The organism is Gammaproteobacteria bacterium (genome assembly GCA_015709615.1).
Classification (GTDB): Bacteria; Pseudomonadota; Gammaproteobacteria; order Burkholderiales; family Nitrosomonadaceae; genus Nitrosomonas.
Genome location: CP054179.1, coordinates 1,848,963 through 1,863,105, shown reverse-complemented (window position 1 = coordinate 1,863,105; position 14,143 = coordinate 1,848,963). Strand labels below are relative to the sequence as shown.

At 54.5% G+C, this 14,143-nt stretch carries 12 protein-coding genes; all 12 read right to left on the bottom strand.

Annotated elements, in window-relative coordinates:
- Positions 1-328 precede the first annotated feature (328 nt).
- The 12 genes from HRU77_09050 to rnk all read right to left on the bottom strand — a co-directional run bounded on the left by HRU77_09050 (position 329) and on the right by rnk (position 14,132).
- Positions 329-4,087 carry a hypothetical protein gene (locus tag HRU77_09050; GenBank protein ID QOJ20828.1) on the bottom strand — a complete coding sequence of 1,253 codons (3,759 nt, stop codon included), beginning with the start codon at positions 4,085-4,087 and terminating at the stop codon, positions 329-331.
- Positions 4,084-5,598 (bottom strand): toll/interleukin-1 receptor domain-containing protein, encoded by a 1,515-nt coding sequence (locus tag HRU77_09045; GenBank protein ID QOJ20827.1) that lies wholly within the window; start codon positions 5,596-5,598, stop codon positions 4,084-4,086. The genes HRU77_09050 and HRU77_09045 overlap by 4 nt, the downstream gene beginning before the upstream one ends.
- Before the next feature lie 246 nt (positions 5,599-5,844).
- Positions 5,845-6,813, bottom strand: coding sequence for an ADP-ribosylglycohydrolase family protein (locus tag HRU77_09040; GenBank protein QOJ20826.1), 969 nt, complete (start codon positions 6,811-6,813; stop codon positions 5,845-5,847).
- A 14-nt stretch (positions 6,814-6,827) separates the two neighbouring features.
- A complete protein-coding gene (locus HRU77_09035; protein QOJ20825.1) occupies positions 6,828-7,010 on the bottom strand; it encodes a Trm112 family protein in 183 nt (60 codons plus the stop codon).
- Positions 7,011-7,031: 21 nt separating this feature from the next.
- Positions 7,032-7,871, bottom strand: a complete 840-nt coding sequence (locus tag HRU77_09030) for a ParB/RepB/Spo0J family partition protein (GenBank protein QOJ20824.1) — start codon at positions 7,869-7,871, stop codon at positions 7,032-7,034.
- 21 nt (positions 7,872-7,892) lie between these two features.
- Complete coding sequence (locus tag HRU77_09025) at positions 7,893-8,660, bottom strand: ParA family protein (GenBank protein QOJ20823.1); 768 nt, start codon at positions 8,658-8,660, stop codon at positions 7,893-7,895.
- 30 nt (positions 8,661-8,690) lie between these two features.
- Complete coding sequence (gene rsmG / locus HRU77_09020; GenBank protein QOJ20822.1) at positions 8,691-9,335, bottom strand: 16S rRNA (guanine(527)-N(7))-methyltransferase RsmG; 645 nt, start codon at positions 9,333-9,335, stop codon at positions 8,691-8,693.
- A complete protein-coding gene (gene mnmG, locus HRU77_09015; GenBank protein ID QOJ20821.1) occupies positions 9,332-11,230 on the bottom strand; it encodes a tRNA uridine-5-carboxymethylaminomethyl(34) synthesis enzyme MnmG in 1,899 nt (632 codons plus the stop codon). The genes rsmG and mnmG overlap by 4 nt, the downstream gene beginning before the upstream one ends.
- 186 nt (positions 11,231-11,416) lie before the next feature.
- Positions 11,417-11,740 carry a nucleotidyltransferase domain-containing protein gene (locus HRU77_09010; protein QOJ20820.1) on the bottom strand — a complete coding sequence of 108 codons (324 nt, stop codon included), beginning with the start codon at positions 11,738-11,740 and terminating at the stop codon, positions 11,417-11,419.
- The gene (locus HRU77_09005; protein ID QOJ20819.1) at positions 11,733-12,143 is read right to left on the bottom strand and encodes a nucleotidyltransferase substrate binding protein; all 411 of its coding nucleotides are present in this window, start codon (positions 12,141-12,143) and stop codon (positions 11,733-11,735) included. Before HRU77_09005 ends, HRU77_09010 begins: the two co-directional genes overlap by 8 nt.
- Positions 12,144-12,598: 455 nt before the next feature.
- Entirely contained in the window at positions 12,599-13,336 is a 738-nt protein-coding gene (locus tag HRU77_09000) for a hypothetical protein (GenBank protein ID QOJ20818.1), read from the bottom strand.
- A gap of 373 nt (positions 13,337-13,709) precedes the next feature.
- A complete protein-coding gene (rnk, locus tag HRU77_08995; GenBank protein ID QOJ20817.1) occupies positions 13,710-14,132 on the bottom strand; it encodes a nucleoside diphosphate kinase regulator in 423 nt (140 codons plus the stop codon).
- Positions 14,133-14,143 lie beyond the last annotated feature (11 nt).

Sequence of the window (14,143 nt, the reverse complement as noted above, 5' to 3'; positions counted from 1 at the left end):
TAGGTCGACAGGCCAAGCCGATTGTTTGTTTTCCCGGTGTCTTTCATTTGATCTGCAGCGAATGACAGCAGCGGATTTAAGACAGATTGTGGTTCGTGATTTAACAACGCGGCAATCGTGCAGAGATGAATGGATAGAGTGTTTTTTGCTTCTTGTTTTAAAGACAAATTTCCCGGCAAATTATATCCATTCCACGGGAATTTATCTACTCGCGGCTGTTTTCACCATGAAATGAGCCGACGCCATTCAATCCCGGATTGATCGGTAAGCAAAAAAGACAATCGCGGGAATCAATCAAATTACCAGCAGGATCAGTCGGTTATTATGATCAATCTTTGGCTGGCGGTAATTCCGGGCAGGTTGCCCGGTAAGGTCTGTTTCCCATGTACTTCCGCCACTCCGCCCGGGTTAAATTGCGATTGGCGACACGGCAAGCGCGGACTTTCCATGGATCAGCGGAAGATTGAAGCTGTACGTTGCCGGCTATATCCCATAAACGGACCGTATTGTCATCCCCGCCCGAGGCTAGCGTTTTTCCGTCCGCGCTCAACGATACACTGAGCACCGAGTCGTTATGGCCGATCAGCGGCACACCGACCGGCTGAAGATCAACCGCATCCCACAAACGAATGGTGCCATCGTCGCCGCCGGAAGCCAAAATCCGGCCATCCCCGCTTAATGTCACGCTCCGCACCGCACCATCATGACCAACGAGCGGAGGACCGAGCGGCTGCCGGGTTGAAACATTCCACAAGCGGATCGTATTATCGACACTGCCGGAGGCCAAAATCCGGCCATCGTGACTCAGCGCCACACTGCGCACGATACCGTTGTGTCCCCTGAGCGGCGATCCTATAGCCTGACCGGTGGCTACATCCCATAGCCGGATGGTTCTATCGCCGCCTGCCGAAGCCAAGATCTTGCCGTCGGCACTGAACGCGACACCCCATATCGCGCCGGTATGGCCGGTAAGTGGCGACCCTACCAGTTTCCGCGTGGCGACATCCCATAACCGGATGGTGTTATCGTCACCGCCGGAGGCCAGGATTTTACCATCCGCGCTCAAGGCAACGCTTAATACCGGACTGGTATGACCGGTGAGCGGCGGCCCAAGCGGTTCACCCGCTAGCAAATCCCACAGAATAATCGTTTTATCGCCGCTGCCGGAAGCCAGAATATTTCCATCGGCGCTTAACGCCACACTGGTGACGGACCCGCTATGATTGTCGAGCGGCAGCATTTGCTGCTGATGCATATCCACTTTTTTTATGCGGATGGTCTTATCATCGCTGCCGGAAACCAAGGTTTTGCCGTCGGCGCTCACAGCCACGCTCGATACCCTGCTAGCATAATTGTTGAAGGATATTCCAGCCGGCGGACGGGTGGATACATCCCACAGAATGATATTGCTGTCCTCACTGCCGGAAGCCAGCAAGGTTCCGTCGGCGCTCAGCGCCACACTCCATACCAAGCTGGTATGGCCGGTCAGCGGCAGCTCAAGCGGCTGGCCGGTCGCCACATCCCAGAGCATAATGGTTTTGTCCACGCTGCCGGAAACCAAGGTATTGCTGTCGGCACTGAGCGCCACGCTCAATACGGTTCCGCTATGACCTTTAAAAGGCGAGCCTATCGGCTGCCGGGTGGCCACATCCCACAACATGACGGTTTTATCCTTGCCGCCGGAAGCCAGCATCCTGCCGTCGGTGCTTAACGCCACGCTGCGCACAGGACCGGTATGCCCCTTAAGCGGCGGCCCGAGCGGCTGGCGCGCCGCGACATCCCATAAAATGATGGTACTGTCGGTACTGCCGGAAGCGAGGATTTTACCGTCCTGACTCAATGCCACGCTGCGCACTTGGCCGGCATGGCCGGTGAGCAGCCCAAGCTGCCGCCGGGTCGTCATATCCCATAAAATGATGACGCCATCTTCACTGCCGGAGGCCAGGATGGTGCCGTCGGCGCTTAGAGCAAGGCTCAACACCGGTGCCGTGTGACCCGTCAGAGGCAATGCCAGCGGCTGCTGCGTGAATAAATCCCACAGCATGATGGTATTGTCGGCGCTGCCGGAAACCAGCGTTTTTCCGTCGGAGCTGATGGCGACGCTCCACACGGTTCCGGTATGGCCGGTGAGCGGTTCTCCGATCGGTTCGCGCGCGGTGACATCCCACAACACGATAGTGTTATCCGCGCTGCCGGAAGCCAGGATTTTGCCGTCCGCCGTTAAAGCCAAGCTCCGCACCGTGCCGGTATGGCCGCGCAGAAACGTGATGAGATGAGGCGTTTGTTGTAGCGCATTGAGCAGCACGCTCTCATTATCGTGCCGATCATCGATTTCCAGCGCTTCGACGCTGAGTAACAGCGACAGATCCAGTTCCCGGACATGACTCAGGGCTGAAGCCTCCAAGCTACGCAAAGCTGCAACGTTCGTTTGCTGAATCGCCCAGGTGGCTGCCCCCACGGCAACAATCAGCGTTGCGATGAGCGTAATGGTGAATCTGCGGAACCGCCGGATCGATCGCGCTTGCTCTCGCGTCCGCCGCCGCTCGGTCTCGGCTATCCGCTGCTGCTCGGCCAGTATTCGTTCTTGTTCCAAGGCATGCTGGCGTTGCGCCTCCTGCTCGCGCAACTCATTGTCGCGATACGCGACACTGGCGTCCAGAAAACGCATGGCTTGGGCAAAGTTGGGATAGTAACGCTGCGCCCAAACCTCATTGGGCTTTTCCTTGGCGCGCCAATCGAGCGCCACTTGCAGATCGGGATCCTGCCAAAGCCCGGCGCGGCCTTCCTTATGCAGCATCGACGTTTCCACCAAGCGGTGGTAAGTTTGCACCGATTGCGCTTCGGCATCGGCCCAGGCACCAAGCCGCTGCCATACACGCATCAGGCTCTCGTGCGAGATGTCGACGACCGTATCCACTTCCAGTATTTCACCCGCCGGCGGCATCAAAAATGAGCGGCTCGGTTTGCGGAATTCATCGATGACCGCCGTCACTTCGTCCATCGCAGCATCGGTCAATGCGCACAAAGTACTCAAGGTCGTCGGACGCCTGACGCCGCGCAAATCCGTGGCTTTGTCGGTAAGCGCCTTGAAGATTTTCTCGCACAGCTGTTTTTTTCTCGCGCTATCCAGTCCGGTATAGGCTTGTTCGGCATGCTTATCCAGCGCATATGCCATCGTTCCTATGGCTTCGTAGTGCGCCAAATCGAGCGGCGCAGCACTGTCGCTGTGGCTTTGCCAATATGCCCAGGTGCGGTTCAAGGCGTGCTGCAGAATCGATAATTGATCGGGATTATCGCCGACATCGTTAACCAGTCTTGTCAAAAGCACCGGCGAGATTGTTGCGCCGCTCACGCCGATTGGGCCGCTGACAGCCGCGCGGCGCTCTTCCCGCGTCATGCGCGGAACCAAATACTGTCCGGTGCTGATGACCTCGGCCAAACCGGGAAATTGCGCGCAATCGCCGAGAAAGTCGGAACGCATCGTGAGCACGATGTAAATCGGGCAGGCGGTTTGCAGCTGCGCTTCCAGCAGCAAATTGACAAAAGCCGCCGCCTCTTCGCTGACGCAATGAACATTCTCGGATGGATTGGCGCGCAACTGCCGGTAGCGGAACAGCTCTTCAAACTGATCAACCACGATCAACAAATTGGTATCCGCGCTCAACTGCGCTTGCTCGACGATATCGATCAGTCCCAGCTTGCTCATGCGCAACGTGGTGTCGATAATCTCGGCCAGCGTCAAACCTTTAGCCGGATAGTTGCTGAACAGGACACCATCCTTGGCCAATGCGTTGACCAGCGCTTTGATCGGATTATTACCGGGACGGAACTGCGCCATGCGCCAGTTCGTACCGGCGGATGCCATAAGCCCGCCGTATAAGGCCGGGCGCAAACCGCAATTGACCAGCGAGGATTTGCCGCTGCCCGAATTGCCGACCACCGCCAGAAAGCGGGTAACCGCCAGCTTGTTGACCATGGCATCGACCTGATTCTCACGGCCAAAAAACAAATGTTCTTCGTCCTCGCGGAACGGCCGCAAACCCGGAAAGGGATTGTTAAGACCGATTGAAACAGCCGGCGCGCTCATGGCTTTGCTCCGCCCGGCTGCATGGCTTGCAGAAATGCCGCCATTTCCGCCTCCGTAAAACCGGTCATGCCATTGATCAGATGCGGTTCTTCCATATCGATGAGATCTTCTTTATCTACCGTGATGGGCTCGGCCAAATAAGTAAAGCTCGCCAGCAGCGGTTTGCCGGTGCGGTAGCCCGGCATTTTCTTCAGTTCGCTATCGATGGTGCGCTTCCACGCTTCACTCCCGGATCCGTAAAAAAGAATGACGGCATCGCAATTGCTCATGAGTTGCCGGTGCGCCTCGCGCACCGCCGTGGCGTCCCCTTCGAAAGCCGGCAGAAAGACTTCGCAACCCCGCTCGCGCAAATATTTGCGGATGGGAACCGTCGCCTTGCGGTCTTTCTCGTTACAGATCAGATAGATCAGCCGCGTGGCATGGGCTGCATCGGCTTGCACTTCAGGCAGCGCCGGCTCCGGTTGCTCCAGTTTCTTCAGCGTGGCGTGAATGGACGCTTTCAGCGCTTCGAGATCACCGGTGATCAGATCGGCCCCGTATTGCACTTCGGCGTCTTGGTGCAGCGCCTCGATAAACAAATGCTGCGATATCTGCGCGGAGGAAGTTCCCTCGGGCAACCAGATGATGCGGGGAAATGCGCTATTTTTACTTTTATTGACGGCAATCTCGTTTTGCAGAACGACTACGGACTTCTGGCTCAGTCCATCGGGCACCGCACCGTAGTTTTCCCCGATCAGATGAATGGAAAATTCGCTGCGCGCCAATTGCGCCTCGACCGCCGCGACATAACCAGATTCATCGCGCGGCAACTGCTGATCCGGCAATACCGTGTAACCATGACAGCGCAAATCGCTTTCCAGAATTTCCCGGATATTTTTCCGGTCGTAGCTGCATTCCGCCAAATAGACCGCCGGTTTGGCCGCCGTCGGCGTAACAGTGTCCTTATTGCCAGCCTCGGCATCGGCCGTTAATTGTTTCAGCAGTTGCGAAATATCCCACGCCAGTTTCCCCACCTTGCGATTGAAATCCTGAGCAAATTTATCGCCGTAAGCCGGATCGAGTTCGAGCGGCGTGCCGTCTTCAAAACTGAAAAATTCATAGCCGAGAATATCTTTTACCGCCGGCGGCAAAAATTCCTGGGTATCCACCGGCGTTTTCATGATCTTGAAAACACGGGCTTTGTTATCGATGACGATCCCGCCGCTTTGCTTCGCCTGTTCGCAAAACTCGCGGACTTCGCGGGTGCACCATTCGGATTTGAGATAGCGCGGTGTCAGGATGGATAAAAATACCGCGGTGTGGGCGAATTGCTGGATGATTTCATCGGAAAATATGTCGTTTCCTTGCAGCTTATCGTCGCGCCAGATTTTCGCCGTCTGCCCCAGCCGCATGCTGAGGAGCGCTTCGAGCGAAGCATGAAAACGGCTGATCCAGCCTTTATCTTCCGGCCTTATCGGCTGATTGTCGATGTGCGAGTAGCTGATGAAAAGATCGTTTCTAAAACGCGCCATACCGCTTCCTCTGAATCAAATGACAGTGGCCGGGTATTTTCTTTCCGGCCCTCTATGGAAACACGATTAATCGACTACACGAGCGAATCACTTCGTTGCGCGGCATCCGCTCCATCGCCTAACTTGTTGATATGTCCCGGTTGCCTTGTGCCGTGCACGGCGTGCTTCATCTCGCTCGCCGAATTTATCAGCGTTTCCCTATGAATGGGTTCATAAAATAATCTTGTCCTGCAAAATTACGTAACGTCAAAGCCGTGCGCAACCATCCGCCGCAGCTAACAGCTTGCGGCAACGCCCCGCCCACTCGAGCGGAATGGAAGCGCCCACGCCAGTTTGTTGCGCGGTGCTGGCCGCCATAATCGCGCCGAGCATGATCGAACGCCCGCAGCTATCGCCGCCAATGCGGATATTTTCTTCGATGGCCGTGTGGTAATCGGGTGCGTGCTGGGCGATATGCGCGATCACCGGCAAGCCTTCCGGCACATGACAGGCGTTACCGAAACGCTTGGCGACAGCGGTGCAGTCCAGCGTTTTTACTTGCAATGCTTCTTCCAGCAGCGGCTTTAATTTCTCACCGGCGAACGGGAGCGAACCGGCCAATGCCTGCTGGATCGGCTGGCCGTTCAACACCGCCAGCAAAACGCATCCGGCATACTGCGCCGCCGCAACGGCGGTATCGTTATGATTGGTCAAGCGCACCACTTGCTCGATTTTCGCATTCAGCGCGTCAGGCGATTCATGATGAGCCGCCACAACGGCAGGCAACGCCGCCAATGCGGCAAACTGATCGTCGTCGGCGCCGGATTGCAGCGGAAAATCTTCCGGTTTGAGCGGCAGCAGTGTTTGCAGGGTTATCCGCATCGGCGAATCGATATAACCTTGATACCCGCCGCCGGGACCGAAATAGCTGCGGTATTCGCTTTGGTAATCGACGCGATAGAATTTGCCGTGCCGCGCAATATGCCGCAGCATCAAATGACACAGCTCGCCATAAGCCGATGAGTCGCCTGCTTGCTTCTTGCCGTGCGCGAAATAACCGCTGACACCGGCATAATCATTGGCATCCGGTTGCAGAAAAACCAGGCCTTTGGTTTTCTCGATCTGGGCGATGCGCTCGGAATCGTACAGCCAATGCAAGCCCAGTGCGGCGGCATCGGCCACCAGCGCGCCCAGGATAGCCGCCACGCGCGGCTCAAGCGTCATAGACGTATTCATGGTGCGGCGCGGCCTTATTTAATTTCAACTTCATCCGGAATGCGGCGGGCTTCGTCCGCCAACATCACCGGGATGCCATCCTTGATCTGAAATGCCAGCCGGTCCGGCTTGCAAATCAATTCCTTGCCGTCCTTTTTATAGATCAGCGGGCCTTTGCACAACGGGCAAACCAGAATATCAAGCAGTCTTGCGTCCATAATTTTCCTTATTCGGTCATTTCAAAATTTACTGAGAATATCGTCCAGTTGATCCAAGCTGGTATAGTGAATCACGATATTGCCCTGGCCGTTCTTTTTCGGTTTGATCGCCACCTGCGCGCCCAAACGCTCGGAAACATCTTCCTGCAGCCGCAGCAAATCGCGGTCGGGTTTTTTCACCTTTTTCGGCAGGGGATGCTCGATTTGATTGACCAGCTTTTCGGTTTCGCGCACCGACAGTTGTTTTTGCACAATCGCGTTGGCGATTTTAATCTGCTGCGTGGGCGCCAGCGGCAGCAGGGCGCGGCCGTGCCCCATGTCGATTTTACCTTGCATCATCAATTCCTGCACCGGCGCGGACAGATTCAGCAAACGCAACAAATTGGAAATAGTGCTGCGCGAATTGCCCAGCGCTTCTCCGGCGGTCTGATGTGTCATGCCGAACTCATTGATCAAACGCTGAATTCCCAGCGCCTCTTCGAGCGGATTCAAGTTTTCGCGCTGGATGTTCTCGATCAGCGACATGGCCAGCGCCGATTCATCGGGAACTTTGCGGATCAGCACTGGCACTTCGGCTAACCCGGCCAATTGCGCGGCGCGCCAGCGGCGTTCACCGGCGATGATCTCATAGCGATCGGTATCGATAGGCCGCGCCAAAATCGGCTGCATAATGCCTTGCGCTTTGATCGACTCCGCCAGTTCCGCCAGTGCCGTTTGATCCATATTGGTGCGCGGCTGATATTTGCCGGGCTGCAGTTGTGTAATGGCCAGATTCTGCAAGGAATCTCCGCCAGTCTCATCCGCTCCGCTGCCTGCCAGCAGCGCGTCCAATCCCCGCCCCAAACCTCTTGGTTTTGTCATGTTAAGGATTCCTCGTTTTCATTAAGCCGGACTGGCCGCCAAAATTTCCCTTGCCAGTTCCAGGTACGCCTGCGCGCCTTTCGACTGTCCGTCGTGATACAAAACCGGTAGCCCGAAGCCGGGCGCCTCGGCCAGGCGAACATTGCGCGGAATCACGGTGCGGTAGACCTTATTGCCGAAATGCTTCTGCAATTGATCGGAAACCTGCTGCGCCAGAATATTGCGCGGATCGAACATAGTGCGCAGCAATCCTTCGATGCGCAACGTTGGATTGAACGAGCTGCGTACGCGCTTGATGGTATTGACCAGATCGCTTAAGCCCTCCAGTGCGTAATATTCGCATTGCATCGGAATCATCACCGCGTGCGCCGCGCACAAACCGTTCAAAGTCAATAGGTTCAACGCTGGCGGACAATCGATCAGAATATAATCGTATTCATCCTGAACCGGCTCCAAGGCCGCCCTGAGACGCGCTTCGCGCCGATCGAAACCGACCATTTCCACTTCAGCGCCAGCCAAATCGCGGTTAGCGGGAACCAAGTCGTATTTACCTTGCGTACTGGTAACGCGCGCCGCCTGTAGCGGCGCTTCGCCCAGCAGAACCTGATAAACCGTGGTGCGGGCAATCTGCTTGTCGGTTCCGCTGCCCATCGTGGCGTTCGCTTGCGGATCGAGATCGACCAGCAGCACATCCATGTCGGACGCCGCCAGACTGGCGGCCAGATTGACGCTGGTGGTGGTTTTTCCGACCCCGCCTTTTTGATTCGCAATCGCTAGAATTTTTGTCATCGCATGCACTCCAGAATACTTGAATCCGAATCAAATCCGTTGTTTGATGATTACCAGCTGCCGCGCCGCATCCAGTCCGGGCACGGCCAGCGGAATGATCGTTTCGAGATAAAAGGGATCAACGATCTGCCGCAGTTCATTGTCAGCGCAATTCGCCTTCATCGCCACCCAACGGCGATCCTCATCGTTTTCCACGGTTAAATTACGGGTCAGCGCGACAAACTTACCCAATTCGGAAAACGCTCGCGTGATGATGGTATCGACTGTGCCGGTCAAACGGACATCCTCGATGCGCTGCATCCTGATTTCCACATTGTGTAATGCCAGTTCGATTTTAACTTGCTGCAAAAAAACGGCTTTTTTCTGATTACTTTCCACCAAAATGATTTGCGAATCCGGTCTCGCCAACGCAATCGGTATACCCGGCAACCCGGCACCGGTGCCGACATCGACGATGCGCGGGCCGTGAATATGCGGCAACACCGCCAAACTATCCAGCACATGCTGCGTCAGCATGGCGCGCGGATCGCGGATTGCGGTCAAGTTATGAATCTTGTTCCATTTCTCGATCAGCAATAAATATTGCTCGATACGCTGCGCAAGCTGGCCGGTTGCAACATCAAAATGAACATCCAGCGCCTGCAAAGACTGTTCGATCTGCGGCAGCAGGCTCATGCGATCTGTTGTTTACCGTCCGGCGCAAAGCCGCGCTTCAAATGCACCAGTAATAACGAAATCGCCGCCGGTGTCACACCGGAAATGCGCGATGCTTGGCCGACGGTTTCCGGCTTGTGCAAATTCAATTTCTGCTGAACTTCGTTCGACAAGCCTTTCACCGCGCGGTAATCGATCTCCTTCGGCAACAGCGTATGTTCGTATTGCGCCTGACGCGCCACTTCTTCCTGCTGACGCTGGATATAGCCGTGATATTTGGCCTGGATTTCCACCTGCTCGGCGACTTGCGCATTGGTGACCGCTTCGCCCGCGCCGGGCAACGTCATCAGCGATACGTAAGTCACATCGGGACGTTTCAATAACTCGGTCAGCGTGTATTCACGCTCGATCCCTTTGCCGAGCACGCGCATCGCATCTTGTTCCGGCAACGTGGCGGGCAATACGCGGATCGAATCGAGGCGCTGCTGCTCCTTGATAATCGCTTCTTGTTTCTCAGAAAAAGCTGCCCAGCGTTGATCGCCGATCAATCCCAGCTTTCTGCCGATCCCCGTCAAGCGCAAGTCGGCGTTATCCTCGCGCAATTGCAAGCGGTATTCGGCGCGGCTGGTGAACATGCGATATGGTTCGGTCACGCCGGACGTCACTAGATCGTCGACCAGCACGCCGAGATACGCTTCATGGCGCTGCGGCGACCAAGCCTCTTTTTCCTGAATTTTCAGCGCGGCATTGATACCCGCCAGCAATCCTTGCGCGGCGGCTTCTTCGTAGCCGGTGGTGCCGTTGATTTGTCCGGCAAAAAACAAATTCTCGATGGTTTTGGTTTCCAGCGAGCGCTTCAAATTGCGCGGATCGAAATAATCGTACTCGATGGCGTAACCGGGGCGCGTGATATGCGCGTTTTCCAGCCCGGCAATCGAATGAATCAGTTTGACCTGGACATCGAACGACAAGCTGGTCGAAATTCCGTTCGGATAGATTTCATGCGTGTTCAAGCCTTCCGGCTCGAGGAAAATCTGATGCGAGGCGCGCTCGGAAAACCGCACCACCTTGTCCTCGATCGACGGGCAATAACGCGGCCCGACGCCTTCGATCTTGCCGGTAAACAACGGCGAATCGACCAGGCCGTCGCGGATGATGCCATGCGTATCGGCATTGGTATGCGTGATCCAGCACGAAATCTGGCGTGGATGTTGAATGCCGCTATCGATCAACGAAAAAAACGGCACCGGTTGGTCGCCGGGCTGTTCCAGCAACTTGGAATAATCCATGCTGCGGCCGTCGATGCGCGGCGGCGTGCCGGTTTTCAGCCGCCCTGCCGGAAACTCCATGTCGCGCAAGCGTTGTGCTAGCGTTAAAGCCGGCGGATCACCTGCACGGCCAGCCTTGAAATGCGTCTTGCCGATATGCGCTAATCCCGCCAGGAACGTGCCGACCGTCAGAATCACCGCGCGCGCGCGTATCTTCAGTTGCAACTGCGTTACCACGCCAACCACGCGATCCTGCTCGACGATCAAATCGTCGACCGCCTGCTGCATCACCCGCAAATTCGGCTGATTCTCGACGCGGCTGCGAATCGCTTGCTTGTATAACACCCGGTCGGCCTGCGCGCGCGTCGCCCGCACCGCCGGACCTTTACTCGAATTCAACACGCGAAACTGAATCCCGGCCTCATCCGCCGCCATACCCATCGCACCACCCAATGCGTCGATTTCCTTCACCAAATGACTTTTACCGATACCACCAATCGACGGATTACACGACATCTGTCCGATGGTTTCGATGTTGTGCGTCAGCAATAACGTTTGACACCCCATACGCGCCGCCGCCAGTGCTGCTTCCGTCCCGGCATGACCGCCGCCAACCACGATAATATCAAAATCCGAATGATGATTCATCGCACTAAAGCCATTGAAAAATTGAATTTTTTAAAAGAATATGAAATGGAGTGTTTCACGTGAAACCTTCTTGCATGGTTAGCAAAAGGGTGAAATATCAGAGCGCAATTATAGGTGGCAGGAAATAATGAAAGCAAGCCGAAGTTACAAAAAAGGCGATTCGGGCAATAAGTGCAATAGTTGGAGCTATGCAGTTATACCTGCCTGCACAACTACTCTATCCCGCTCGATCGCTTTTCTAAAGCCTTCACTCGCCGTTGTCCAATCGACAATATCAACTTTGTACGGCAGATCCGATTCCGCAAACGCTTCAGCCAATTGTGCAGCTAAATCGATCCCGAGCGGCCTATCCCCGATGATCGCCAAATCCAGATCGGAGTATGGCTTGGCATGGCCGGTCGCACGGGAACCAAAAGCCCACACGGTACAATCCGGAACATGCGCACGCAAAATATTCCGGATGATCAGCCAATCGGCTTCGGATACGTCGATCGGCGGCCGGTCATTCATTCGACAAGCGTTGCATTAATTGCTGATGCAGATATTGCGCTTCTTGCAGAAAACCCGGAATCCCATCGACCACCTCGCGCGCAATCGCCTCATCGTATGTATGGCTGGTTTTCGCTCGCATATCGCGATACCGCCGCCATTTCGACCAATCTCCAAGCAACAAACCCAGTTCATTGGCGGAACGTATCAGATAATGAAAATCGGCCTGATCAAATTCCACCGGATTGGCTGCCGATGCTTCCAGGTAGCGCTTGAGCATTTTATGCGCAAGCTCGTAAGTAAATTCAAAGCGCTGAATCAAGCCGTCGCGGATTTGCGTGTCACTGATATCGGATTGATAGCGTACCCAGCCTTCCGCTAATCGGGTAATTGCATTCGTTAAAGAAGAAATATCGAGGTACATAAGCGGATGTGTTGAATAAAAGTGGATTGAGTTTAAATGGTAATTTTTCTGGGTCGCTATTCAAAAACCCACAACCAGGACACAATGCTACCGGCCATGCACTAAACCTGGAGCGATTTGAATATCAATCCCATGTCGTGTTTTGTATCCCCAAGGAATCGCATATTCTGATCGCGCGTATTTTGCACCAGCGCATGGATTTTTGGCGGCACTTACCGGAATCTTCAACAAAATAGCTGAGTTCATTCGCAATCTTCTCGCTTCTCGACTGCTATCTCTTCTGGTAAGTCACAAGTGCTAATTCCAACCATATCACAATTGGCTTGAGATCAAATTTCAAAAAACCGTTTTAGCACTCTTAGCTATTACGTTCAACGTCGTAGTGAGGGGCGGTCGAAGCGTGGAGAGCACCTGCAAGTACAGCTTGCAGGTGCTCTCGACCACAGTGTTAGGTTTCAAGTTCGCCCTGCCATTCGCGCAAAGTGCTTCATGAATGACGAAGTCAACTCAAGCAATAGTTCGACTTCCTCGGTAGGAACAGCGTCATCGTGTTTGATGTAGGTGTTCTGGTACTTAGTGTAGTAGTCGATCAGCTTCTCAAACATGTTCGCCAGTTCCTTTGAGCCGCCCTTTGACTTAATGAACTGGCCAATGGCAGCGAGCTGGTTCTCAAGGGACTTTCCATTCCCCAGAATGGTCTGAACAAGCTTCTCAAGAGCGAGACGGAGATCGTCGAGCGCGTTGCGGTGATAGACGCCGGCCTTATGTTTCTGAAGAGCCTCAACGTAGAGTTTCTTCGTGTAGGGATACTCGTCGAGCCAGTGCCGAGTTTCTACAGTGAGTGGTCCCGTCCACGCGTCGCCCGAACCTTCTTCGGCAAGGTGAGTGTAGCGGGACGTAAGCATGAGCTTTAGCTCTGCTACTGCTCCTGTTGTGTCGTTAGGCGACACGCGGTCACAAAGCTCGGCAATGACTTGGTATTGAACGGCGGGTGGAAAAGCCCGAAGGTTTTCGAGAAGCGCCGTGCGTTTGTTTGATGCCTGAAATGGATAAACAGGATGCGGTAGCTCAAGCCCATACTCCGCAGCGTAAGCGACCGTCACTTGGACGATCGCTGAACCACTGACACCAGAGGCAAGAACCTCACTTGCGCGGGACAGAAATGGAATTGGGATGGACTGAGGCTGCGGCATTTGTGAAACCTAACTAGAATTGGACATCTGAAATCACGGAATATAATACGCCAAATATAAAATTAACAAATAAAAACAGCACACTATTTACATTTTCTTTATAAAAATACGTCAACTATGCTTTCAATATAACACATTCGATGAAAGTATCAGCAAGGGAGCCCGAATCGAGCTTGCCTAGCAACCAATTCCACATGCTGCTCAGCGCAGGTATTTAACGTAACCAGCCTATCCAAGCTGAATTTTCCTATGTGCCGCGCATCAAGCCGGAGATGCGAGATTGTCCGATTCCTAATTTTAAGCAGCTTCTTACTGTGCCCAGCCACGTTGTTCGATGGTATGCCGCGCGGTTTCATGGCGGCTGATGTGTCGATTACCGGTGGTATTCGCCGGAGCGTTCGGGTTGATATGTGACTTCTTTGATCCGCACTCGCAACATGCCGCCGCCCGGCTTGGGCCATTCAATTTCGTCCCCTTGGGAAAGCCCGAGCAGCGCACTGCCGACCGGTGCAAGAATCGAAATCTTTTCACCGGAAGCATCCACATTCCAGGGATATACGAGCGTAAGACAGAATTCCTCGTGTGAGGAGTCGACTTCAAATCTCACCGTGGAATTCATCGTGACTACCGTCGCGGGAACATTTTCCGGTTCTACAATTTCCGCCCTGGCCAGTTCGGCCTCAAGATCGTCCTTGCCGGGAAAAGACATGTCCGATAGCGATTCAATCAGTTGCTCAAGCCGCTCGGTGTCGAGTGACGAAATGATCACTCGCGGTTTTTTATAGGGTTTTGTCATTTAAAGCCTCC

What these genes read in the sequence shown, in the direction of transcription:
- HRU77_09050 (QOJ20828.1), bottom strand. Translation starts at nt 4,087, where the DNA reads ATGAGCGCGCCGGCTGTTTCAATCGGTCTTAACAATCCCTTTCCGGGT.
- HRU77_09045 (QOJ20827.1), bottom strand. Translation starts at nt 5,598, where the DNA reads ATGGCGCGTTTTAGAAACGATCTTTTCATCAGCTACTCGCACATCGAC.
- HRU77_09040 (QOJ20826.1), bottom strand. Translation starts at nt 6,813, where the DNA reads ATGAATACGTCTATGACGCTTGAGCCGCGCGTGGCGGCTATCCTGGGC.
- HRU77_09035 (QOJ20825.1), bottom strand. Translation starts at nt 7,010, where the DNA reads ATGGACGCAAGACTGCTTGATATTCTGGTTTGCCCGTTGTGCAAAGGC.
- HRU77_09030 (QOJ20824.1), bottom strand. Translation starts at nt 7,871, where the DNA reads ATGACAAAACCAAGAGGTTTGGGGCGGGGATTGGACGCGCTGCTGGCA.
- HRU77_09025 (QOJ20823.1), bottom strand. Translation starts at nt 8,660, where the DNA reads ATGACAAAAATTCTAGCGATTGCGAATCAAAAAGGCGGGGTCGGAAAA.
- rsmG (QOJ20822.1), bottom strand. Translation starts at nt 9,335, where the DNA reads ATGAGCCTGCTGCCGCAGATCGAACAGTCTTTGCAGGCGCTGGATGTT.
- mnmG (QOJ20821.1), bottom strand. Translation starts at nt 11,230, where the DNA reads ATGAATCATCATTCGGATTTTGATATTATCGTGGTTGGCGGCGGTCAT.
- HRU77_09010 (QOJ20820.1), bottom strand. Translation starts at nt 11,740, where the DNA reads ATGAATGACCGGCCGCCGATCGACGTATCCGAAGCCGATTGGCTGATC.
- HRU77_09005 (QOJ20819.1), bottom strand. Translation starts at nt 12,143, where the DNA reads ATGTACCTCGATATTTCTTCTTTAACGAATGCAATTACCCGATTAGCG.
- HRU77_09000 (QOJ20818.1), bottom strand. Translation starts at nt 13,336, where the DNA reads ATGCCGCAGCCTCAGTCCATCCCAATTCCATTTCTGTCCCGCGCAAGT.
- rnk (QOJ20817.1), bottom strand. Translation starts at nt 14,132, where the DNA reads ATGACAAAACCCTATAAAAAACCGCGAGTGATCATTTCGTCACTCGAC.